This is a genomic window from Parapedobacter sp. GCM10030251 (genome assembly GCF_042666505.1).
Taxonomy (GTDB): domain Bacteria; phylum Bacteroidota; class Bacteroidia; order Sphingobacteriales; family Sphingobacteriaceae; genus Parapedobacter.
The window spans coordinates 23,240-47,346 of the sequence record NZ_JBHTDN010000008.1 but is presented as its reverse complement, the minus strand read 5'-3'; the positions used below and the strand labels follow the sequence as shown (position 1 = coordinate 47,346).

Below are 24,107 nucleotides of genomic sequence, written 5' to 3'. Positions count from 1 at the left end.
TAAAAGCCCGAAAACTATGCTACTAATGCTTGCAACGCTTCGTTTACCCGATCAAATCCGTAGGCAGACACGACACCGTGAAATGCTTGGCGGATTTCGGGGTTGCAGAGATTACCAATACTTCCTTCGTGCGTGTGGCTCACTTCTTTCTGTGGCCTAAAGGTACCGGCTTCGATGGCCAGGCCTACGTTGCGATACGCCTCCCGGAATGGTACACCGCTAAGCACCTCGTTGTTGACCACTTCTACGCTAAATAAGTAGTCGTACTTGGGATCGTCCAAAATACCCTCTTTTATATGAATGTTTTCAAGCATAAATGCAGTGATTTGCAAGCATTCATTTAGCGAACCGAAAGCCGGGAAAAGATTTTCCTTTAACAGTTGTAAATCCCGATGATATCCGGAGGGTAAATTGGTGGTCATCAGAGCAATTTCATTGGGTAACGCCTGTATTTTGTTGCAGCGTGCGCGTATCAATTCAAAGACATCTGGATTTTTTTTATGTGGCATGATGCTGGAACCGGTTGTCAGGTGGTCCGGAAAGGTAATAAACCCGAAATTCTGGTTCATGTACAAGCAAACATCCATCGACAACCTGGCGAGGGTAGCCGCTAGCGCACTCATGCCTTGTGCAAGTATGCGCTCGGTCTTACCACGCCCCATCTGTGCATAGACGACGTTGTAATTGAGGCTGTCAAATCCAAGCAAATCGGTGGTCATCTGCCGGTTCAGCGGAAAGGAAGACCCATATCCGGCAGCGGAGCCCAGTGGATTTTTATTACATACTTTCCATGCGGCCTGCAAAAGCTCCAGATCATCTACCAAACTCTCCGCGTACGCGCCGAACCAAAGCCCAAACGACGAGGGCATCGCAATCTGTAAATGTGTGTAGCCCGGCAGAAGCACATGCTTGTGCCGTTCGCTCAAGCCGATCAGTTGCTCAAACAAGACTTCAGTGTTTTTTACCAGCTTTTCGATTTCGGTGCGAAAAAACAGTTTAAGATCTACTAATACTTGATCATTCCGGGAACGGCCGCTATGAATTTTCTTTCCGGCTTCGCCGATACGTTGGGTCAACAGCAGTTCTACTTGCGAATGCACATCTTCCACCCCTTCCCCGATGGTGAATTCGCCTCTCATCACTTCGCGGTACAATTGCTTGAGCCCGTCCTGAACCGCATTTAGGTCTTCGCCACTCAATAGGCCAATGCGGTGTAACATCCGGGTATGCGCCAAGGAACCCAGGATATCCGCAGCAGCCAGCTGCAGATCAAGCAATCGATCATTGCCAACGGTAAACGACTCCACAAACTGATTTACATCGGTATTTTTTTGCCAGATTTTCATAGCGTAATTCCCACAAGTTTCTTCACGGAAGTTCTAAATTGTTCTCGACACCAAAAATACAAATAGCTTGGGGATTTCGGTCGGTTGACGCGTATTTTAACGCAAAACACCATTCGAGGCCGTTTTTTCCTGCTAAAAGGAATAAAGCAAACCTAAGGTGAGTGTTTACTCACTTATTTTTAAAAAAACCTTTTGCAGTAATCATTTATATTCCTACGTTTGTAGCCACGACAGGGGAAAATGGTTTGATTCAAGCACTTTCAACTTAGTTTGGCAAGTAAGTGAATCATGAATTACTCGATATTGTAAACATAAATTGATGGTAGACCTCCATGTCTTAAAACGGGACAACACTCGCTAACCAGTTATAAACCTATTTGTTTATTTTTTTGCGAAAAGCGGCAACAAGCATGGGAAACTTGATGCCGCTTTTGCATTGTAAAGTATCATCGATCTAATTCTTTTGAGTCGCCAATCGGCGCCTGATCTTGCTTAGGAATTCCGGGGTCATACCCAGATAGGATGCAATGTAATGTTGGGGTACACGCAACGCGATTTTGGGGTACTGTTTTAAAAACTCGAGATAACGTTTTTCCGCTGTTTTAGCAATGGTACGGATGAGCCGATGCTCCAAAGCAGACAAATGACGTTGGATCATCAGTCGGAACACCTGCTCAAACTGGGGCACACGGCTCAGCAACTCTTCCTTACGAGCCGGGTTGAGCGTCAGCAACTCGCTGTCTTCCATGGCTTCGATATACAGCAAACTAGGCTTCCGTTCGTGGAAGCTGCCAATATCACTTACCCACCAATCTTCAATTGAAAACTGCAGGATCACTTCACTCCCGCTTTCGTCAATATAATAACTCCGGATGCAACCGCTGACAATATACGCTTCGAAGTCACACACCTCGCCCTCCCGCAGCAGTAACTGCTTTTTTTTCACAGTCCTGGGCTTAAGCAAGCTATTGAACACCGCAATGTCGTCAGCGGAAAAGCGGCCGCACCGATTTACGTAGTCATTAATTGCCGTAAAATTAGACATCGCCCAACCGCCTGTTAAAGGTTTCCATATCCATCAAACTTACAATTTTTTCCACTTCACTTCCAAACATCGGAGTGGAATTTCTTGTCCTAGATTAATGTACAGAAGTTGCGGGCCGGCTACCTTTGTATCAACATATGGGAGGAAATACTCATGGAAAAGCAAATTTTAGGGATCCATCACGTTACGGCCATCGCAGGCGATGCCAAGCGCAACTATGACTTTTACACCCGCGTACTGGGCTTGCGATTGGTGAAAAAGACGGTCAATTTTGACGATCCCGAAACCTATCACTTTTACTTCGGCGACGAAGTCGGTACGCCAGGCACCATCCTTACCTTTTTTCCGTGGGGCAACCGGGTGAGGCAGGGTCGCCGGGGTACGCAGCAGGTTACCGAAATCGGTTATGCCGTGCCGTCCGGAAGTCTTGACTTTTGGAAAGAGCGCCTCGAGGCCAACAACGTTATCCTCAATAACGTCGCCGAGAAATTTGGTGAGCAGTACCTCACCTTTCTCGATCCCGACGGACTCAAACTGGAGCTTACGGTACCGCAGACAGTAGACACGCGCAAGCCTTGGACAACCGAAGCGGTAAACGCTGAACGCGCCATTCGTGGTTTCCACCACGTTACCATCACCACCAACAAAATGGACGCCACCGCACGGATCCTCATCGACGTTTTTGGCTACCGGTCAATGCTTCACGAAGTAAACCGGCACCGGTTTACCACGGACGCAGTGAAAGAGGCTGCCCTGGTGGATATTGTCGAAGCACCCGGTGAAGCGATTGGCGTAGTGGCCGGCGGATCGGTACACCATGTGGCCTTCCGCGTACCCGATGAAGCTACGCTGATGCATTTCCGGGAAAAAGTGATCGAGCAAGGCCTCCACATCACCGAGAAGATAGACCGCAACTATTTTTACTCGCTCTATTTCCGCGAGCCGGGAGGCGTGCTGTTTGAAATTGCCACCGATAATCCAGGATTCGCAACGGACGAAACCGTAGCCGGATTGGGAAGCGGTTTAAAACTGCCGTCGCAATACGAAGGCTACCGTGATCGCATTGAGCAGGTTTTACCTCAATTGGATTAATCATGTATACACACGAGAAACAAATCATACAAGCGGGCAAATTGGCTGCACACGCCAAAAAAGCAGTAGTGCTGCTCCACGGAAGGGGCAGCACCGCGCAGGGCATCCTTTCCCTCCAGCGACATCTGCAGCTGGAGGATGCCTTGCTGCTGGCGCCCCAGGCGACCAACAATTCCTGGTATCCCTACAGCTTCCTGGCGCCCGCGGAAGCGAATCAGCCATCGCTGGATTCTGCCTTGGCGTTGGTGGATGACGTCGTTGCCGAAACCGACAAACTCGGCATTCCGCCGGCAAACCTCTATTTCGTGGGGTTTTCCCAAGGTGCATGCCTTACATTGGAGTATGCGGCCCGGCACGCCAAACGGTATGGCGGCATCGTTGCCTTCACCGGCGGACTCATCGGCGAATCATTGGCCGCATCGAACTATCGGGGCGATTTTGCAGGCACGCCCATTCTGATTACCTCAGGCGACCATGACCCGCACGTTCCCTTGCATCGGATTGAGGAAAGCGTAGCCATCGTGAAGCATCTGGGCGCCGAGGTGACCACCGAAATCTATCCCGGTAAGCCGCACAGCATCAGCGCGGACGAAACGTTACTGGCAAATGAGTTGATATTCAATTGACCATCGTCGGTTGTGCCCCTTCAGGAATCGCCATCCTTCAGGCATCTCAATCCTTTAGGAAAAAACGAGCTTCTTGGACATCGCGCGAGTTGGTGCCCACGAAGACCGCAAATTCACCAGCTTCGGCTACATGCTCCAGATCGGCGTTATAGAATTTGAGGTCTTCTTCGGTGATGTCAAACACCACCCGCTGAGACTGTCCGGCCGCCAATTGGATTTTCCGAAATCCTTTGAGCTCTTTGACGGGCCGGGTTACCGATCCGACCAAATCCCGGATGTACAGCTGCACCACCTCTTCGCCCGCGTAACTACCGGAATTGCTGACCTCAACACTTACCTGTAGGCTTCCCTTCCTTTCGAGCGTATCGGTATTCAACACCGGCTTTCCGTATGTAAATGTGGTATAGCTAAGTCCGTACCCGAACGGATAGAGCGGATCGTTACTTACATCGAGGTAGTTGGAACGGAATTTCTGGAACCACTGTCCATCGGCCAAGGGGCGTCCTGTATTTTTGTGGCTGTAATAGAGCGGCAGCTGTCCGACATGTTGCGGAAACGTAGCCGGCAGTTTGCCCGAAGGGTTCACATCGCCAAACAGCACGTCGGCCACGGCTTTGCCGGTTTCCGTACCGCCAAACCAAACGTTCAGTATCGCCGGTACGTGCTCGTTTTCCCAAATGAGCGTCAATGGCCGGCCTGTAAACAGCACCAACACCACGGGTTTGCCGGTTTTCAGCAGTTCCGATAGCAGCCGCTGCTGCACGGCCGGGATGCCGATATCGGTCCGGCTAGAGGCTTCGCCGCTCATTTCCGAACTTTCGCCCAGCGCCGCGATCACCACGTCGGCCTGCTTGGCTACCTCCAGCGCCTCCGCGATAACCTCCGCTTCGGGCCGCTCGTCACGCGGTATGGTGCGGCCAAACATCGTGGCCCGCTCCTGGTATGCAGCATCCGCCACCAGGTTGGAACCCTGATGGTAAACGAGGTTGACCCGATCGCCCAAGGCTGCCCGCATCCCTTCCAGCAGCGAAGGCGTGTTTTCCAAGTCGGCACTGACGCTCCAAGTACCGGGCATGTTGCTGCCCGTATTGGCAAGCGGCCCGATTAGTGCCACGGTACCCTGCTTCTTCAGGGGCAAGAGCTGCTGCTCATTTTTGAGCAGGACAAACGATTTCGCCGCCGCTTCGCGGGCTTTCGCCATGTGAGTAGGATGTTGAATCAGTTGCTTGGCGCGCGACTCGTCGCAGTAGCGGAAGGGATCTTCGAATAAGCCCAGTTTGTATTTCGCTTCCAGCACCAATCGGCAGGCGCGGTCGATATCTGCTTCGCTGACCTTTCCTTCATCCAGCGATTTCCTCAGCGTAGTGAGGAACCCTTCGCCAACCATGTCCATCTCTACTCCAGCTTTGAGCGACCGCGCAGAAACTTCCTGCAAATCACCCAACCCATGCTCGATCAACTCGTTGACAGCGGTATAGTCGGTCACCACAAAGCCATCGAATCCCCATTGTTGGCGGAGCACCTCCGTCATGAGCCATTTGTTGGCCGTGGCGGGAACGCCATTGATATCATTGAAAGACGTCATTACGCTGCCGGCGCCGGCATCAATGGCAGCCTTGTAGGGTGGCAGGTATTCATTGTACATGCGGTGGAGACTCATGTCGGTCGTGTTGTAGTCGCGCCCGGCTTCTGCGGCCCCGTACAACGCAAAGTGTTTCACGCAGGCCATCAACGTGTTATCGGCGGCCAGATCGTCTCCCTGATAGCCATGGACCATTGCTTCGGCGATGCGCGAGCTCAGGTAGGTATCTTCGCCACTGCCTTCCGAAATGCGACCCCATCGGGCATCGCGCGAAATGTCTACCATCGGCGAAAATGTCCAATTCAGTCCATCCGCCGATGCTTCGATAGCCGCGATGCGTGCCGTCTCCTGGATCAAGTCCATATCCCAAGAGGCTGCAAGCCCCAATGGGATGGGAAAAATGGTCTTGTAACCATGGATAACGTCCAGGCCGAAGAGGATGGGAATCTTAAGTCGGGACTGGTTTACCGCTAATTCCTGTGCAGCCCGGATGCGTGGCACACTCGTCATGCTGAATATTCCGCCTATTTTGCCTTCCTTGATCTTCGACTCCACATCCGTACTGACCACGGCGCCCGTAGTCGCCTCACCCGCAGTAACCAAGTTGAGCTGGCCGATTTTTTCGTCGATGGTCATCTGCGCCATCAGGTCTGTTATAAAGTGATCCATGTCGCGAGCGCGTTGCTGTCCGTTGACTGTATGTATACCCAAAAGTAGGACGGCAGCAATCACTAGCCATCTCGTCTGTGTGTCCATGTGTTGAAAATTTAATGTTAGTTAATACGTTCCGCGATAACGGTGATCGATGCGCTTCTGTTCAATCCTTTTGAGTGGTATCTGCATCCCGCCTGTAGACGCCATCCAGTCCCACAATTCTTTTTTTAATTGCCCAGCTATTTCCTGCGATCCCGCATCCCGGATGAGGTTATTCATCTCGTAGGGGTCGGATTGCAGGTCATACAGTTCATTGGTGTCCCACAATCCATGATTGAAAATGTATTTATAGCGGTCGGTGCGGACAGCAAAAATGGTAGGTGTTTGCGGAAATGCCCACTCCCAATAGTATTCGTAGAAAACGCGCTCACGCCAGCCAGTAATGGATTTACCTTGCAGCAACGGCAAAAAGGAATACCCTTGCATCTGTTCAGGCTTTTTAATGCCCACCAAATCGAGCACGGTAGGTGCGATATCCACATTCATCACCATCTGGTCAACCCGTGTATGCGGCTTGATGAATTTCGGTGACCACGCCAATAGCGGCACGCGCATCGACGCCTCATAGGCATTGCGCTTATCGATCAATCCCTGTTCACCGAGCAGAAAGCCATTGTCGCCCATGTAAAGCACCAGCGTATTTTCGGCTAACCCTTCTTTCTCAAGCCACGCGATTACCGATCCGATACTTTCATCCACGCTCCGCAAGGTCTCGCAATACTGCCGATAAAAATCCTCGAAAACGATCTGTCCGTCGTACATGTAATCTACGCCATGCCAGCTGTAACGCTGCTTCCTTACCCAATCCGGAATGCCATCGAGATTAACCGGTCCGTCATAGGGTGTTTCAATGCCTACGCGTCTGCTGCTATCGGTTGCCGTGAGGTACATGGAAGGCGGACAGACAATGGGCATATCGTGGTAGCTGCCGCGGTGCCGTTCCGCGGGATTGAACTCCGCATGAACGCCCTTATGCGACAGGTAAAGAAAAAAGGGCTGATCGCGATCCAAGGTACCGAGCCAGTCTATGGCGTAGTTGGTCAACAGATCCGTGGTATAGCTGCCTTCGGGTTGTTTGATTTCCTTTCCGTTGATGTTAAACGTAGGCGAATAGTAGACCCCCTGCCCCCGGAAACTCACCCATTGGTCGAAGCCAGGCTGTACACCGCTATCTTCGTTGCCCATATGCCATTTGCCGAAAAACCCGGTCTTATACCCCTTTTCCTGCATATACTGCGGAAAAAAAGTCAAGCCTTCCGGCAACGGTGCATTGTTATCTACAATGGTATGCGTATGCGCGTATTGACCCGTGAGGATGGAGGCTCTGCTAGGCGAACAGAGCGCCGTAGAAACAAACGCATGCTGAAGATGAGCGCCCTCCCGGGCCATGCGATCCATGTTTGGGGTCTCCAGATTCGGCACTTTATCCATGAATCCCATAAAGTCATACCGGTGGTCGTCACTCAAAATGAAAACCACGTTAACGGGTTTGTCCGTCGATTGTCCCAGTGCTGCAACGCACCACCCGAACAATCCCAAAAACAGGCCAATCTTTCTCATTTCTTCACCAGTTAATCAACACGTTTTACTTCGCTCCGTACTGACACCCCGTTTTCATTGACCGCTTCGATGCAGAAATAATATGGCTTCTGGCTGTCCATCGCCTTGTAGTAATATTCGTTGGCACCATGCACCATAATGCAGTTATATAGCTTATCCGGCGCCAAGCCGGTGTAGATGTTATACGCATACGCATCGTCCACAGGGCCCCATTTCAGCCAAGCACTGCGCTTATCCTTTTCCGTCCGCAGAATGATGAAATCCTCGACTGACGCCGGTTTGCTTCCCTGGCCTTTGCCAAACACCCGGAGACCGCTGATGGCAAATTTACCGGTGGGCATGTGGACGTTTTCCAATTTGACGTACCTCGCTTTCACTGGGGTTTCCAGTTCGACGTACTCATGGGGAATATCCGTTTGGTTGCGGCTTTTGTCTTTTAGCACACGCCACTTGCGGCCATCCTCCGAATAGGACAGGATGTATTGGTGATAAATTTTGTCCATCTTTCCGAGAAAAGCGCTGTCGGCATCCTGATCGGCATAGTTGATCTGCACAGCATGTATGGTGCTCACCTCACCCAAGTCGCTCTGTATCCATTCACCCTTATCGCCGGTGGAAGCGCTCCAATAGGTCTTCATGCTTTCGTCTACCGCGTGGTTGGCCGGATAAGCCGCGCCTAAGGTAGACGACACCTGCACGGGCTTATTATAATTAAGCAGCATCCAGCCCGTGAACCGGCTTTCGAGATGATTGGCGGCCCCGTTAGGCAGGTAATGCGGATAGTCGCCGAAGGCAGTATTGGCGTACATGACCCCATCGGCGTCGAAGCCTGCCGGCCACATGCCCAGCCGCCGCTCGAAATTATTTTTCACCCCCAAGGCAATGGTAGCCACATGCCAGTAGTTGCCGTCGTTATCCCGGAAGGTAGAGCCGTGGCCGGCGCCCCGTGCAAAGCCCCCCGGCTTATAGCTCAGTGGATCTGACTGTGTGGTAAACGGCCCCAGCGGACTGTCGCCCACGGCCACGCCATCCGCGTAGCCACTGAACTCGGTGCCCGGTGCGGCATATTGCAGGTAGTACTTCCCGTTATGCTTGGTCATGTGTGCCCCTTCGATAAACGGGTCGAGGAACGTATTGTCCATATACTCACCGAATCGCTGCCAGCCATAACGCCAGTCTTCCAGGAAATACAGCTCCTTGCGGGCACCGATAGGCTCAAACGTCCGGCGGTCGAGCTCGATGCCATACAGCGGATAGCGGTTGCTACTGCCATTGTACATGTAGAAGCGGCCATTATCGTCCGTAAAGAAATCCGGATCCCAGCCCCCGATGGAAAAAGAGTCGATAAGCGGTTGCCAGTGATTTTCCTTGGGGTTGGTGCTCATCCACAACGTAAACTTATCGGTATACGTAGAACCGAAGACCAGCATGGTATCGCCCACAATGCCTACCGCCGGAGCGCACAGCTCGTCATACACGTCGCCATTCCAAGGGCGCAGGAATTTTTTGGATACAAAATTCCATTGTGAGAGGTCACTGCTCCACCAGTATCCCCATTGGTTGGTGCTGAACAGGTAATAGTCGCCTTTGTAGTTGACGATAACCGGATCGGCCGTCGCCCGGTGCCGACCCCATTCGGAAAAATTGGGAATCGGCGTGTAACCATAGTCGATGTTTATCGGGTTGCAATAGGTCCGGGGTGTCTGCGCATTGCCCATCCCACCGCACAGTATCGATGCGATCGCAATCAGCCAGCAATATTTCCAATTATGCTTCATTTTGTTTGCTTTTCGTTATTTGCTTTTTGCCGTTCGCTATTTATACGGTTTTCCAAATTCCCAATTCATTTTAGGCCAACTGCGATGCCATCTGGATCTCCGTCGCTACACTACGATCTCCTAGGCTGGCATCGCAGCAGGCGTAAAAATCTTCCTATCACCGTTAAATCTTAGGACTTTCAAAGCCCAGTTTCTTCAGTCCCGCTTTGATCTCGGGCGCTCCCATAAACAGCTTCCAGAGCAGCCCGCTGCGATGGTTCTCAATCATCACCGGTATGGGCCCTTGGTCTATGGCTAGGTAACGTTGCGGAAACCAATTATCGGTTTCGCTGTATGCGTCATAAAAGCCATATTTTCCCCAAACCTTATCGCCCAGTTGTTCATAAAGATAACGTATTACGTCCATGCTGTATTCGGGCGTATACGGAAAAGACGACAATGCTGCGGTAGGCGAGATGACACCCAGGTCGTTATCGGGGTTATGCGCCGCATACCCTTTGATGGAATAGCTGGCCGTAAATCCCCATGCGTGTTCGCCGTATCCTTTAAACCCTTTTGGGTTTTCGATGGCATAATCGCGGTGGATAAGTGCATGATTACGGTTTAACTCCCAATAATCCGCATACTCATCTTTTAACCCTCGAGGGTCTAACCCTAGGTACGAGTAGTGTGACCAAAACAGTGGCCCCACCCCGTTGCTGTCCGGCACATTGTGTTTGAGGATAAGGGGGTGTCCATACCGTTCGGCCATCGACTTGATAGCGCCGCTGCGCGCCCATCCCTTGTGATACACCTCAGCAGGAACACCATGGGTAGGCGAAGAAGCAGCAAGGACGTAGGTGATCAGGCACTCGTCATAGCCCTTGATGGGGTGGTTGGCCGCCCAGCCCGCCGTGGGACTCCAGTGCCAGTAAAGCACGTTTTGTCCCCCTTGGCGATACCAGTCCCACTCAATGGATTTCCAGAGGGCATCGGCGCGTGCAGCCAATTGCTTTTCTTGTTCATTACCCTGCTGGAAGTACTCCCTTATGCAAATCAATGCCTGCGCCATAAAGGCGGTTTCTACGAGATCTCCTCCGTTGTCATTTTTACTGAACGGCTTGGCCTTGCCCGTTGGCCCATCCAACCAATGTGGCCAAGCCCCGTGGAACCGGTCGGCTTTTTCGAGATAGCCGATTACTTGCTCAAACCGCTCCACCCCTTCGTGCCGCGTGATGAACTGCCGCTCGATGCCAACCAGCAGCGCCATCAGGCCAAAGCCGCTGCCGCCGATGGTAACGACCTCCTGATCATTCTGCGGGTATTCGCCATCGATATGAATGCGCTCACGGGCGAGGCCTGAAACAGGCTCTGCTCCCTCCCAGAAATATTGGAAGGTTTGGCGTTGCACGAGCGTGAGCAGCGAATCATCGGATAGCGAATCATCGGATACGGTTGCTGCACGGTTATCTGTTTGTTTGGGTGATGAGCCGTTACAACTTGCAAAACCTATTGTTGCTGCTACTAAAATATGGGTTACTAGCTTGTTCATAAAATCAATCCGTGTTAAAGTTTCGGGCTCTCAAATGCCAGTTTATTTAAGCCGGCCTTAATTTCGGGTGCACTCATGAACAGGTCCCACAGCAGGCCGGTGCGGTGGTTTTCAATCATCACAATGATGGGCCCCTGATCAATGGCCAGGTATGAATCGGCAACCCATTGTTGCGTAATATTGAAGGCGTCATAAAACCCGTAAGCTCCCCAAAGCTTATCACCCAGGGTATAGTAGAAAAACTTTAATGCCGCCATCGATTGATCCGGCGTATACGGGAACGCAGAAAGTGCGGCCGTAGGGGTGATTACACCTAAGTCGTTTGTGGGCGAATGGGCAGAATACCCTTCGTGGTTATCACTGGCCGTAAGCCCCCAGCAATTTTCACTATAGCCCACATAACTGCGCGGATTTCGTACGCAGTACCGATAATTAATCAACGAGTGGTTCACATTCTGCGTCCAATAGTCGGCATACTCGTCGCTTAAGCCCCTCGGGTCAATACCGAGGAACGAGTATTGGCTTAAAAACAGCGGTCCGCCGTATTCGGCACCGAGCGGCAGTGGGATACCCTCATACGTCGCCCCATTGCGTATGTCGCCATTTCTCGCCCAGCCGCTGGTATAAACAGTTTTCGGGATACTATGCGTCGGCGACGCAGCCGCCAATACGTATGTAATCAAGCTCTCGTTCCATCCCCGGATCGGGAGGTTCATTGCCCAGCCCTTATCCGGCGACCAGTGCCAATACAGTACATCCTGGCCATCCCGCCGGTACCAATCCCACTCCACGGTTTGCCATAGCCCGTTGATGCGGTCGATCAGTTGCTTTTCAGTGGGGACAGCCGCCCTGAGGTATTGGCGCATCGCAATAAGCCCTTGCATCAATAGCGACGTTTCCACCAGGTCACCGCCGTTATCGTTGGCACTGAACGGCATTGCCGCACCGGTATTGCCATTCATCCAATGTGACCAGGCACCGTGGAAACGATCGGCCGTCTCCAAGAAACTGATCATGCGTTCCAGGCGTTCGATACCCTGGCCGCGCGAGATAAATCCCCTTTCCATCCCCACAATCAGCGCCATGACGCCAAAACCCGAGCCACCGCTTGTAACCAAGTCGCCCGAACTGTTCCGTTCACGGGCCATCCCGCTGGCTGGATGGGCAAAGTCCCAGAAATAGTTGAATGTTTGCCGTTGTACCAGGGTGAGCAATTCTTCATCCGAAACAACCGGAAACTTCGGCGTGGGGTCCACGGCGGTATAGAGTGCTTTGCTCAAGCCAGGAAAAACCTCACCCGCCTGTCCCCGTAATGCATCCGAGATACGCAGTTCGTATTTGGTGAGCCCTTTCAGTGGTGTGCTGCTCAGCACGGTAACCGATTGTTTGTCGGCAGCCAGATTGAGCTGGATCGGGGCCGTGCCCCCATCTCCAGCCAAAGAGACAGCCCCCTGCAGAGCGTCGTCATCAACCGGACTGGAAAAGCGGAGTGTCATTTGCAAATCGCGGGGTATATCGGCCAGTACCTGATCTTGCACTCTATTTTCGCCGTCCACCTCGATGCCGACGACTTGCAGGCCTTCTATCAGGGTTTCAAACTGAACCTCATAAACCGGTCCTTGGCCGCCGCCTGTGCTCCGGAGTTGTTCCGAAACCACCAGGGTGTATATGGTGTTGCTGCGCAACGGGCCGCTTGGGTGCACCACCACATGAGCTCCGCCAGAAAGAAACGCCAAGCTTACCGCCACAGGCTGGCCATCGCGGGTCAGGCGGATGGCAGTATTCGCTGTCGACTGATCCACCGGCTGCGAAAACATCAAGGTGATACTCCGGTCGAGCGGCAATCCTTCCGCAACCGTCCCGTCGAGCGGTAAAGCCACCTCGCCAACCGATACCTGTAAAAGCGTGAGCGTACCGACCTGATCTTTCTTACATCCCGCCAGCAAACAGGCAAAGACTATATAAAACCATCGCATCGGTACGCCTCCGTTCTTCGTTGTAAGCATCAATCTGCGCCGATTATCGTCTGCACCTCCGCGGGGGTCAGTACTTTATTAAAGATGCGCAACTCGTCTATCAGACTTAGGTCTGACAGGTGGCCCCATTCGGAGAACCGCGGTGCACCTGAGCCAATGGAGAGGATGTCGCAGTCGGCCCAGCTGATTCCCGTAAACTCACCTTTTGCCGCCACTTCGCCGTTGATGTATAGCACACATTCACTATCCGAGATCGTAAATGCCACATGTATCCATTCGCTGTAACTCGGATCGAAATGATAAGCCGCATCGCTGTTAAACCAGCTGTCGGCCGTCCCGTTACCCACATTGAGTGTAATCCGTTGTTTTCCCCCTGCGTTTTCCCTGAACAACCTGAAACCCCCTGTCCGGTTGTTATTGGTTGGACCCGGAGGGCCGATTACCAAGATACCGGCACGGTCTGGCACCGCATTCAGCTTATACCAAAACGATGCACTGAACTCCGGATTGGTTAGACCATTGGTAGGAAAGGTAAGGTAACCATCGGTGGCGCCGGCATAAGCACTTCCTTTCTTGCCTGCGTTGTTAAATCCCGGATCGCCCACGCGGGTCGGATTGGTAATAGAAACCAGCTCGGTGTTTTCACCGTCAAAAGGCATATAAAATAACTCGCCCTCGTAAATGGGCTGATACGGTGCTACCTTTTCAAAGTTGACGGATTGCGTTGTAGACTTTCCGGCCACGTCTGTCGCCGTTACGGAGAGGGTATGCTCGCCGGTGGCGACCTCATCATAGGCAAACGTTGTTACCGCTTTGCGGTAGTCCAAGAAGTCATTGAATTGAGCAATCTGTCCACCATTTAACTCCACCACGATGTTGGCTATTTCGATATCATCCGTTACCGTAAAGCGGACATCAATGGCGGTCACATCTTCGCGCACCCGGATCAGCGTACCTTCCAGCGGATAGGTCATCGTTATAGCTGGCGCAGACTCATCTGCGCCAGGTTGTACCGGTTGGATATCATCGATATAGCCGTCTTGGCATGCTGCGGCGATAAACAGCACCGCACCAAGCAATATGTTAGTCCTTTTCATGTTCTGTGATCTATAGTCGGTTTGTTAATTTGCATCTCTCAACTGTGGCAGCAGGTCTTGCTGTTCCAACGGATAAGGATAGAACCGATCGGTTGCCGCATCATACGTACGCCCGCCGTAAGACAATTCGGCCGTGCGGTCATGGCGTACTACGTCGTAAAACCGAATGCCCCATTCGCCGGCAAACTCCGCCAATTTTTCATCCAATACCTGATCGAGTGTAACACCGGCCAACGGACCGAGGCCTGCACGGCTGCGTACTGCATTTACCGCCGCATCCGCGGTCATCACTGAACTTGTGGCACCGCTGGTTAATGCCTCGGCATGCATCAACAATACTTCAGCATACCGGATAACGGTAAAGTTTTTGTTTTCGCCATACGCCGTACGCCCCTCGGTAAGCATCGTCGAAGGCCAATAGTGCTTGCCGCTGTAGAACTTGGTCCGGACGCTGTTGTTGAAGACGTCGCCATCCGCAGTGGTATTGGATATCCATTCCGGTGCATTGGGATATGCATTACGTAAATCCGATATGCCGGCGGGCGTGAATATCACCGTCGTTTCCAGACGTTCGCGTTCATTGCGGCCGAGCATAAACTGGATATACTTCATACTGGGTTCCCAGAAGCCCCAGCCTCCACTGGCACCGCCGCGAGCCGGCGTCCAGCTGGTTGGGCCGAAGAAATCCCACAAATACTTATTGGATGTACCCGTAGCCGTACCATAGTCCGAGTATTGGAATTCCAACAGGTTTTCGTCATTAAGCTTACCGCGAAGCTTAAACAGGTGGTAAAAATCCGGCTCCAGGATAAACAGACCACTATTGATAATCTGACCCGTGGCATCGGCCACTGCCGGATAATTCTTCATTTCGAGGTTGGCGAGCGCCTTTACGGCAAGCGCCGTATAGCGGGTTACGCCGCCGCGCACGTCCGAACGCTGGTTGGGCCGCATGTCGGGCAGCAGCGGAATCGCCTCGTCCATTAACGTGGAGATATGCTGCATGACCTCTTCGAAACTGGACAATTCTACATTGAACAGGTCCCGTGGTTGGGAACTGGGGATGATCAGGATGCGACCCCATAAGCGCGCCAACTGAAGATACTCAAACCCTTGCATTACTTTAATCTCTGCAATGTATTGCTGCGCCGTCGTCGGATTAGCGCCCGCCTCTTGGTATTTCTGGATTTCCTCAATAGCCCCCTGCCAATAAATCAGGTCGCTGTAAAGGCTGGTCCATGAGTTGTTCATCGCCCAGAAATTGCGGTCGTACCGAAAACTATCTGCCTGCGCAAATAACGGTTGATCGCCGCGTCCGCCGATGTCGATGTCATCACCCCGCACACTGAGGGTTGGGTAAACCTCCCAGCCAAAATCATATAATTGGTTATACGCGCCATACAGCATCAACACCATGTTTTGGGTTTGGGTATAATCCGTTCCTTCAACGATCTGCTGATTTTCGAGCGGTTCATCCAACAAACCACTGCACGATGAACCGAGCAATAGTCCAAAGAAAACCATCGCCCCGTATTGGATATTTCGTATCGCTTTCATAATGTCTTTCCTTAATGCTTTACAGTTTAATGGTTACGCCCAAGGTATAGATAGCGGGTATGGGATACACCTCCCGATCCACGCCGTTGGCCACTTCGGGGTTAAAGCCGTTGTATTTAAACACCGTGAGGGGTCGCTCTGCGGTGAGCGTAACCCGGGTTTCTGGCCAGGTCACGCCGTTGATTTCCTTACCCAAAAACGAGTAAGACAAGCGTACGTTTTGCAGCCGGAAGTAAGAGCCCTCTTCCACAAAGTAGGTGCTCATCACTTGATTCCACGGTCTCCGCAAGCCGGAGGCCGACGGATAATTCTTCGACGAGCCCCGTTCTTCCGTCCATAGGTTGGTAGCCAGGTCGGCGTCAATGTTCGTGTCATTGGTGAAAATCATTTCACCCCGTTTGCGGTTCAGGATGTGATATCCCAGTTGGCCTTGCAGCAATGCGGCAAACTCGAGCTTTTTGTACCGGAAACCTAGGTTGCCACCCCAGGTGAAGTCGGGCAGGTATGAACCTAATACAACGCGGTCCCGGTCGTCGATGATACCATCGCCATTCTGATCCTTAAAAATCAAGTCCCCGGGAACCAAGCCTCGCTGCGAAATGAAATCCGCATTATAGGTGTTTTCAATTTGTTGCGCATTGTCAAATACACCGGTTACCTCATAACCATAAAACGCCTGGTAAGGCTGGCCAATGATGGAGCGCTGCCGGAACTCAGCCGAGCCTGCATTCAAGGCATCGGCACCACCGAGGCCCAGCACTCTGTTTTTCAATGTTGCGATATTCCCGCCGATATTATACGAGAAATCCTCTGATAGGTTATCGCGCCAATTGAGGTTCAGCTCCAGGCCTTGGTTCCGGATTTCTCCCACACTTCGGCGCTCAGCGGATGCAAATACCGGCGGCACAATGGTCACCGCGAGGTTGCGCGTGTCCCGGATAAAATAATCGGCTTCCAACGACAGCCGATTGTTCAGGAACTGGGCATCCAAACCGAAGTTCTTCTCAACCGTCGTCTCCCACTGGGTGATTAAGTCAAATGTCGGATTCAGTCGCCTACCGATTACCCGGGTCCCGTCAATTGCACCATTGTTTTCCTGTACGGTAGGCAATCCTACGGATGGGCTGATAGCGTCATTACCCAACTGCCCCCATGATGCCCTGAACTTCAGGAAATCGATCCCTTCCACATCAAAGAAATCCTCTTCAGACAAGACCCATCCGGCCCCGATGGTAGCGAAATTACCCCAAGTTTTCTGAAACTTGTTGTTGCCATCACGGCGGAATGTGCCGTACAATAGGTAGCGGTCATCGTAGTTGTATGCTGCCCGGCCGAAAAAAGACAAAAACTGCAGGTTCGCGTTTAGGGTGCCGCCGTCGGCATCGCCAATCTGATTCAGGTCAAAATCAGTTGCGTTTTGTAGATACCAATACTGCTCTGCCGCACGCGAGGGTGCTGGACTGATCGCCGTACCGCGAGCAAATAACAACTCGCTATATTCGCTACGATAAGACTGTCCCAGCACCACATTCAGGTTATGTTTACCAAAGTTGTCGTCGTACGTTAGGAAATTATCCCATACCTGATCGTAATCCGCCGTGTTTTGCCTACGGATCGCCGACTGATGCTGCGTCACCCCGTCGTGGTATTCGAAGTCTACGCGTCTGGTGTTTACAAAGCTCAACCCATAATTATACTGCGTGCGGAGTTTGATCTTGTTTTCCCACACATTGATCTCCGCATGAAAGTTGCCCAGCAACTTAGCCACGTGATTTCGGTTATCAATGTATTCCAGCGGATAAAACGGATTCTGGCTGCCCCGATAACCGATCTGTTGCGCATTGGCATATTTCACCGGTGTAGCATTAGCATTCCCATCGTCATATACCGGCAAGATCGGTACCGCAAAATACGACCGGAACCAGGCCGTATTTTCGCCATTATACTGCCGGGCTGTACTCACGTTGAAATTACCCCCAACGTTTAACCAATCTTTTACCTTGCTATCCACTTTTACGCGAAAGTTCAACCGCCGGTAATTATTGCGTTGCAAATCAAGGAGCCCTTCCTGGTTAAAATAGCTGCCGCCAATGGAATAGCGCGTATTCTCACCCCCGCCATTAAACGAAAGGTTGTGATTCTGGATCGGAGCGGGGCTCATGATTTCGTTATACCAGTCGGTATTAACGTCCGGTATATTCGGGTCTATACGACTCCTACCATACCGTTGTATAGCATTTTGTATCAAGGCAATATCCGCAGCGCTTCCAGTTTCGTTGATGTACCGTACGAACTGTTGGGCATTCGCCATCTTCAACACGTTCTGCGGATTCTGAATACCGTAATAGGCGTCATACACGATCTCACCAGGCTTATTGTAAGCGCCCGATTTGGTTTCAATCAGCACGACACCGTTACCGGCACGAACTCCATAAATCGCCGATGCTGAAGCATCCTTCAACACGGAGATGGTCTCAATGTCATTGGGGTTCAAGAAATCGATGTTATCGAAAAACATTCCATCGACGACATACAGCGGTGCGGCATTCCCTTCGAAGGAGCCGATACCCCGCAGTCGGACGGTAGGTGATGCTCCGGGGGCACCATCACTCACGATCTGCACGCCGGCCACCCGTCCCTGCAAGGACTGCATGGCTGTAGCGGTGGGCGTCTTCGCAATATCATCTGCCCGCACGGTAGTTACCGCGGTAGTCAGATCCCGTTGGCGTTGTGTACCGTAACCCACCACCACCACTTCCTCCAATTCGGTGCCCTCGTCTTCCAGTACTACGTCTATGGTAGTCCGGCCCGCAATCGGAATCTCCTGCATGGCAAACCCCAGGGACCGGAAAACCAACGTATCCGAATTAGCTGCTTCAATCGTATAATTGCCCGCCGCATCCGTTTGGGTGGCCGTAGTAGAACCTCTCACCATTACGGTCACCCCAGGAATCCCGCTGGATGTCAGCGCATCGGTTACCTTCCCGCTTACCCGACTCTGCTGCCCATACGCCGTAAAGGACAATGTAAACAGTGCCAATAAGCATGTAAATAAATTCCTCATGTTGCTACTCAATTTAATTGGTTATCTAATTAATGTGTGTTACCCCCTTTGCCAGCAAAACACTGGCTTAATTGGCTACATTGAAAACCCTCGACGAGTTTTTATGTTTTGCAAAAATGTGATGTATGGCCTGACCTACCAAGAAATCAGCTAACACATCCCTACATCATTCCGAAATGGATTTCTCATTTTATTAACAGAAAAATTATAATTCTTTAATTTACAACATTTTATTGGCAAGCCATAACTACTCAATAAACAGACGATAGTGTATCGAATACACTATAAGCGATGAGAGGTATTGATGTAGTCGGCAAACGGAAAATTGATCCCTCCGCGATTTGATTTCATAATTGATGCACCAAAATTTGGGACAACCGTGTCGTTATCTTGGAACGAATTGGAGTTTTGGCATGGCTTTCGTTTTTATCTCGCCTATGTGGCTCTATTGGCTTGACATGACATACACCCTACTGCATGTCCTTATCATCGGATTTAACTTGATAGGTTGGATTTGGCGTGCTACCCGCCGCTGGCATTTGTATTGCGTCCTGCTCACGGCGGCTTCATGGCTTTTACTAGGCATTTGGTATGGCATCGGTTACTGCCCGCTTACCGAGTGGCAATGGCAAGTCAAAACCCAATTAGGTGAAACGGGGCTGCCCAATTCGTTCATCAAGTATCAGGTGGATAAATTAACTGGCCTAGACACAAATTCCGGATGGATTGATACCCTTACTGCTGTCAGCTTTGGGATTGTATTCGTGATTTCTATTTACTTGAATTTCTTTAAAAAATAAAAGTATCATTTCGCCTGCCTCGTCATTTTCTCCAAACTATCCCACAAGTTTGCGGGAATTGCTTCGAGACCACTGAACTGGCCAGCGCCCTGAAGCCACTCGCCTCCGTCGATGGTAATGACCTCGCCGTTGATGTAACCGGCAAAATCTGACAAAAGGAACGCAGCAAGATTAGCCAGCTCCTGATGGTTTCCCACACGTTTAAGCGGCACCCGGGTTTTGAAGTCAAATTGCTGGGCCAGATCGCCCGGCAACAATCGTTCCCACGCACCCTGGGTGGGAAAAGGGCCTGGGGCAATCGCGTTGCTCCGGATTGCGTATTTGCCCCATTCGACCGCCAACGACCGCGTGAGGGCCAACACCCCACCCTTGGCCGCTGCCGAGGGCACCACGTACGCGGATCCGGTAAAGGCGTATGTGGTAATGATGTTAAGTATACTGGCCGACTGGCCATGTGCGATCCAATGTTTACCAAATGTAAGGGTGCAATTGGCTGTTCCCTTCAGCACAATGTCGATGATGGTAGAAAAAGCATTGGCAGAGAGGCGCTCGGTAGGTGAAATGAAATTACCAGCGGCATTGTTAAGGAGGGCATCCACCCGGTCAAATCGGTTAAGCGTAGTTGCAAGCAGGCGCTCAACGGCATCCACATCGCGCACGTCACAGGTAACTGGCAGCACTTGCCCATCCGTTTCGGCGGCCATGGCCTCCGCAGCTTTTTCCAACACCTCCTGCTTACGGCTTGCAATGACAACCTGTGCGCCTAACCGCAGAAAATAGGTGGCCATGGCTCGTCCCAGCCCCGTGCCACCGCCGGTGACGACAATGGTCTTACCTTGTAGGGCCCCGTCGCGCAAAGCACCCTGTATCTCCATCATTTTCCTCCTTTTAGGTTGTCGATAATTGCCTTCAGGATGGTTCGTGTGGCCGGAGACCACCATCGTTTAAGCAACGCTTCAATTGCGTCGGTTTGGTCGGCCTCAAACTGTGCGATCAACGATCGCCGGAGATGACGCTTGCTTTGCCGCCACGCGTTCTGCTCATATTGTGTGTATTTACCGATCTGTCGTTCGGCAGTGGTACGGATACTCTTGATATCGACTACCTCATCCACCAACCCCACCTCCAATGCGTCGCGCGGATTAAGCAATTTTCCTTCCAGCAAATAGCGATATGCCCTGGCTTGCCCCAGCCAAAAGCCATATAATTGAAATATGCTTTCCGGCACAATGAGACCCACTGGTATCTCATTAAGACCGATGATGTAATCGCCTTGGGCCATGATCCGATAATCGCAACAGATGGCCACTACACACCCCCCCGCTGGACTGTGTCCACTGATAGCGGCCACCGCCGGCTTATCAAAAGATACGAGCGTGCGGACGAAATCGAGAAACGTATGCCAGAACCGACGGACCTCGTCCTCGTTATATTCGTATAACGCTACCAAATCAAGACCCGCACTGAAGAAATCTGCTTTGCCATGCAAAATGATTCCCTCTATAGCAGGGTTCTCCCTTGCTTCAATAATCGTTTGCCGGAGTTCTTCGATCATTTGTTGATCCAGTGCGTTTGACTTGCCCCGATCCAAATAGATATGGGAAATCCGCTGATCAACCGTAACTGTAACAAAATTCATAGTGCTTATTTAACTGTCACATAATGTACCTTGCCCCCCGGCCGGCCCTTCAGATCCAGCCCTTCTACGACTATCCGATAGGTACCAGGATTGTCGGCCGTATAAAACTCGAAAGAGGTTTGGCCGGACTCATCCGTTATGACATTCGGAGACCAGTGGATAGTGGTACGAAGATCTCGCATGTTTGCCAGTGAATCCACCGGAGCCCCGTAGTCCGGGACGTAAAATTCACGCACTTCATAGTATCCTTGAGGGCTATGCGTAACAATACCCGGCGTGTACAGGTCGCGGTTGTATCCGCCGCCGTCACCGCGTTTGGTGGTAATAATGATTACCCCTCCACTACCTCTTGATCCATAAATCGCAGTATTCCCAATACCGCGCAGCACTTCGATGGTTTCCACATCGAACGGGTTGATCATCGCTAACGCATCGCCTTCCATAAACATACCGTCCATTACAACCTGCATGGGTTGATCGAATGAGCGCGTAGAATAGGGTATCCCATTCCGGAACATCACCCCCACCAATCTGCCCTGTAAACAGATAGCCAACGACGAGCATCCCATGGTCAGGTCCTCCGCGGTAAGCACCTGGTCGGCGTTGCCGGGGCCATTGAGGTTGCTGGAATGCTTAACCTTGTTTTTTGAGGCCTCCCGGGTTACTTTAACTTCTTGTAACAAAATGCTCTTTTCCTTGAGGCCGTATTTTTCCATTTCCTGAAATTGCTCCTGGGTATTCTTGAGATACGCACTAATTGACTGGTTTACATCGATCGTCGCATCGGGGGTATTTCGATTACGTGTTACCTGTTGCCGTGGCGATTCATCAAGGTGAATATCCACATGCTTCCGACCACGTTCATCACGGGCCTGTACAACGAATTTGGTGTCGTCGAAAAAAAGCAATCGGTCGAACGCGAATCGTCCCTGCTCATCGGTAACGGTATCCACGATAGCCGTAACATTACTGGTAGAAAGAATGGTGACGGTCGCGTTAGGAACCGGGGTTTTACTTCCTCGCTTGGTTACCAAACCGCTGATGCGTAAATCTTGCTCCGGCGGATAGGTAATCGCCGGGATTTTGTCAACCATCAGGTCCTGCCAAGAGATACGACTCCATCCCTGGGTGAGCATGACGTTGTCCAACTGCCTACGCTTGGAGAGGTCTTGGTTTTCAAAGTAATATTCCGGGTTTTCAATGTATCCTTTGATGTCGGAACTCAACAACAGTGAGGCGTAGATATTTCCTTCGCGCGTTGTGGAGTCTATCGGCACCTTAGCCAAATCGACCACCGCGGCAGAAAGTACAGCGATACGGCTGGAGTCGGCCTCCTGGCCTGTGGTAATCTGTACAGCTACTTTCTGTCTTGGCCCATAAACCTGCTGATCAGTACTTACAGATATCGGCAGCATCGACTGTTCACTGATATTGAATATCGCCCGCTCGGCCAGAGGCTTCATTTCGGGCGAAAGCAGCGTTACCTGCACGACGCCTGCCGGCAAGTGTTCGCGCGGAATCGAGAATACCAGTTCGTTTTTCGTAAGCTTTCCCTTGGACGCATAAAACACGGTTCCATGCCGCTGAAGCAACACCATGAGTTGCTGCCCTTTTACCAGATCATCCGACGCGAACGCCTGCACAAAGACCTGCTTTTCTAGTTCGTTGTTTACCGCCAACGCATACCCAGAAGCTTGTACCGCAGGTAATACCTGCTCTGCTTTGCCTCCATCTTCATAAGTCAATTTGGCCGTATAGGTACTTCCCGCTTGCGGTATAAAACTAAAATTGCCCATCCCTGCGTGCGCTGTCTCAAATTCGGCAATACGCACCCCCTTGTCATCTTCCAAATAACCCACTGCGTCGATGCCCAGGCCATCCGGATGCAGTGCCTTGAAGGCCACCTTGGCGAGATTGCCGGCAACGAGATGGCCACTTTCCGGAAAAAACTGAATGCTGGGGGTCTGTGATGTGGTTTTCAGCGGAATGACTTTCCGGATCGTTTGATCTTGGGGCGTCAATACCGTAAGTTTGATTTTTCCGGTTTTCAGGTTGAACGGTTGCTTATTGACAAAATCGAACCCGATACGTCCTTGTTCATCGGTTTTTTCCCTTCCCCGTCCAATATTCCGCTCCTCCATGACGACTTCGTAGTTAACATCCATGTCGGCCATAGGCCCCCCTTTGGCGTCCGTAAAAGTGATTTCCGCGTTGACGGTATGTACCGGTGAATTCTCGTAGAAAAAGGAGCTGTGGGTAAGCAGCGAATCCGTCCGCGCATTTCCGATGGGCAATACCCGATCAAAGAATCCATCCGAGTCAAAATTGCGCATCCAATTTGTATAGGCGCGTATACGGTAATTGCCTTCGGCCAAGGAATCCGCTAACTGAAAATCGCCCATGGTGACCCCCGAAATCAATGGCACCCGGATGGATTGAACGATCTTCTCGTCCGGGTTAATGAGATCCACATACAGGATTTTACTGAGGCCGGAAAGATAGTTATAAGCACCGATAGTCACGTACCCCTTAAACCATATATCGTCCCCTACGGTATAATAAGGCTTATCCATGTGCAAGTAAACTTTTTCTCGGGGATAATTTTCAGCATACTTACCCAGCTTTTCCAAAACACCTGCAATAGCACCTTCCTGGGCGTACGTTGCCTTGAGGGAAAACAAAAACAAGATCAATATGGTT

Annotated in this window: 16 protein-coding genes; 3 read left to right on the top strand and 13 right to left on the bottom strand. The window is 51.4% G+C overall.

Features of this window, described 5'->3' with window-relative positions; all coding sequences use genetic code 11:
* Positions 1–14 precede the first annotated feature (14 nt).
* Both argH and ACFQRK_RS18875 read right to left on the bottom strand, forming a co-directional pair.
* Positions 15–1,346: an argininosuccinate lyase gene (gene argH / locus ACFQRK_RS18880; protein WP_379009491.1), complete on the bottom strand. Its 1,332-nt coding sequence runs from the start codon at positions 1,344–1,346 to the stop codon at positions 15–17.
* A 454-nt stretch (positions 1,347–1,800) separates the two neighbouring features.
* Positions 1,801–2,391 (bottom strand): Crp/Fnr family transcriptional regulator, encoded by a 591-nt coding sequence (locus ACFQRK_RS18875; protein ID WP_379009490.1) that lies wholly within the window; start codon positions 2,389–2,391, stop codon positions 1,801–1,803.
* Positions 2,392–2,544: 153 nt separating this feature from the next.
* On the opposite strand from ACFQRK_RS18875, the gene ACFQRK_RS18870 reads away from it, so the two are divergent.
* Positions 2,545–3,483, top strand: coding sequence for a ring-cleaving dioxygenase (locus tag ACFQRK_RS18870; RefSeq protein ID WP_379009487.1), 939 nt, complete (start codon positions 2,545–2,547; stop codon positions 3,481–3,483).
* 2 nt (positions 3,484–3,485) lie between these two features.
* On the top strand, positions 3,486–4,109 hold the full coding sequence (locus ACFQRK_RS18865) for an alpha/beta hydrolase (RefSeq protein WP_379009485.1): 624 nt from the start codon (positions 3,486–3,488) through the stop codon (positions 4,107–4,109).
* 46 nt (positions 4,110–4,155) lie between these two features.
* Here the strand turns inward: ACFQRK_RS18865 and bglX are convergent, their stop codons facing one another.
* The 8 genes from bglX to ACFQRK_RS18825 all read right to left on the bottom strand — a co-directional run bounded on the left by bglX (position 4,156) and on the right by ACFQRK_RS18825 (position 18,968).
* Positions 4,156–6,447 (bottom strand): beta-glucosidase BglX, encoded by a 2,292-nt coding sequence (gene bglX / locus ACFQRK_RS18860; RefSeq protein WP_379009483.1) that lies wholly within the window; start codon positions 6,445–6,447, stop codon positions 4,156–4,158.
* A gap of 21 nt (positions 6,448–6,468) precedes the next feature.
* Positions 6,469–7,965, bottom strand: a complete 1,497-nt coding sequence (locus tag ACFQRK_RS18855) for a sulfatase (protein WP_379009482.1) — start codon at positions 7,963–7,965, stop codon at positions 6,469–6,471.
* 11 nt (positions 7,966–7,976) lie between these two features.
* Complete coding sequence (locus ACFQRK_RS18850) at positions 7,977–9,743, bottom strand: family 43 glycosylhydrolase (RefSeq protein ID WP_379009480.1); 1,767 nt, start codon at positions 9,741–9,743, stop codon at positions 7,977–7,979.
* 163 nt (positions 9,744–9,906) lie between these two features.
* The gene (locus ACFQRK_RS18845) at positions 9,907–11,274 is read right to left on the bottom strand and encodes a glucoamylase family protein (protein WP_379009479.1); all 1,368 of its coding nucleotides are present in this window, start codon (positions 11,272–11,274) and stop codon (positions 9,907–9,909) included.
* Positions 11,275–11,288: 14 nt separating this feature from the next.
* Positions 11,289–13,280 (bottom strand): glucoamylase family protein, encoded by a 1,992-nt coding sequence (locus ACFQRK_RS18840; protein WP_379009478.1) that lies wholly within the window; start codon positions 13,278–13,280, stop codon positions 11,289–11,291.
* Positions 13,280–14,347: a LamG-like jellyroll fold domain-containing protein gene (locus ACFQRK_RS18835; RefSeq protein WP_379009477.1), complete on the bottom strand. Its 1,068-nt coding sequence runs from the start codon at positions 14,345–14,347 to the stop codon at positions 13,280–13,282. The genes ACFQRK_RS18840 and ACFQRK_RS18835 overlap by 1 nt, the downstream gene beginning before the upstream one ends.
* A 24-nt stretch (positions 14,348–14,371) precedes the next feature.
* Positions 14,372–15,904 carry a RagB/SusD family nutrient uptake outer membrane protein gene (locus tag ACFQRK_RS18830; RefSeq protein WP_379009476.1) on the bottom strand — a complete coding sequence of 511 codons (1,533 nt, stop codon included), beginning with the start codon at positions 15,902–15,904 and terminating at the stop codon, positions 14,372–14,374.
* Positions 15,905–15,923: 19 nt separating this feature from the next.
* Positions 15,924–18,968: a SusC/RagA family TonB-linked outer membrane protein gene (locus ACFQRK_RS18825; protein ID WP_379009475.1), complete on the bottom strand. Its 3,045-nt coding sequence runs from the start codon at positions 18,966–18,968 to the stop codon at positions 15,924–15,926.
* Positions 18,969–19,324: 356 nt separating this feature from the next.
* Between ACFQRK_RS18825 and ACFQRK_RS18820 the strand changes: the two genes are divergently transcribed.
* Positions 19,325–19,768, top strand: a complete 444-nt coding sequence (locus tag ACFQRK_RS18820) for a DUF2784 domain-containing protein (RefSeq protein ID WP_379009473.1) — start codon at positions 19,325–19,327, stop codon at positions 19,766–19,768.
* Between the two features lie 5 nt (positions 19,769–19,773).
* Here ACFQRK_RS18820 and ACFQRK_RS18815 read toward each other — a convergent pair whose 3' ends face one another.
* From ACFQRK_RS18815 to ACFQRK_RS18805, 3 genes are read right to left on the bottom strand one after another with little or no spacing between them, the layout of a single operon-like run.
* Positions 19,774–20,643, bottom strand: a complete 870-nt coding sequence (locus ACFQRK_RS18815) for an SDR family oxidoreductase (protein WP_379009683.1) — start codon at positions 20,641–20,643, stop codon at positions 19,774–19,776.
* Entirely contained in the window at positions 20,643–21,407 is a 765-nt protein-coding gene (locus ACFQRK_RS18810; RefSeq protein WP_379009472.1) for an enoyl-CoA hydratase/isomerase family protein, read from the bottom strand. Before ACFQRK_RS18810 ends, ACFQRK_RS18815 begins: the two co-directional genes overlap by 1 nt.
* Before the next feature lie 5 nt (positions 21,408–21,412).
* Positions 21,413–24,094 (bottom strand): TonB-dependent receptor plug domain-containing protein, encoded by a 2,682-nt coding sequence (locus tag ACFQRK_RS18805; protein WP_379009471.1) that lies wholly within the window; start codon positions 24,092–24,094, stop codon positions 21,413–21,415.
* Positions 24,095–24,107 lie beyond the last annotated feature (13 nt).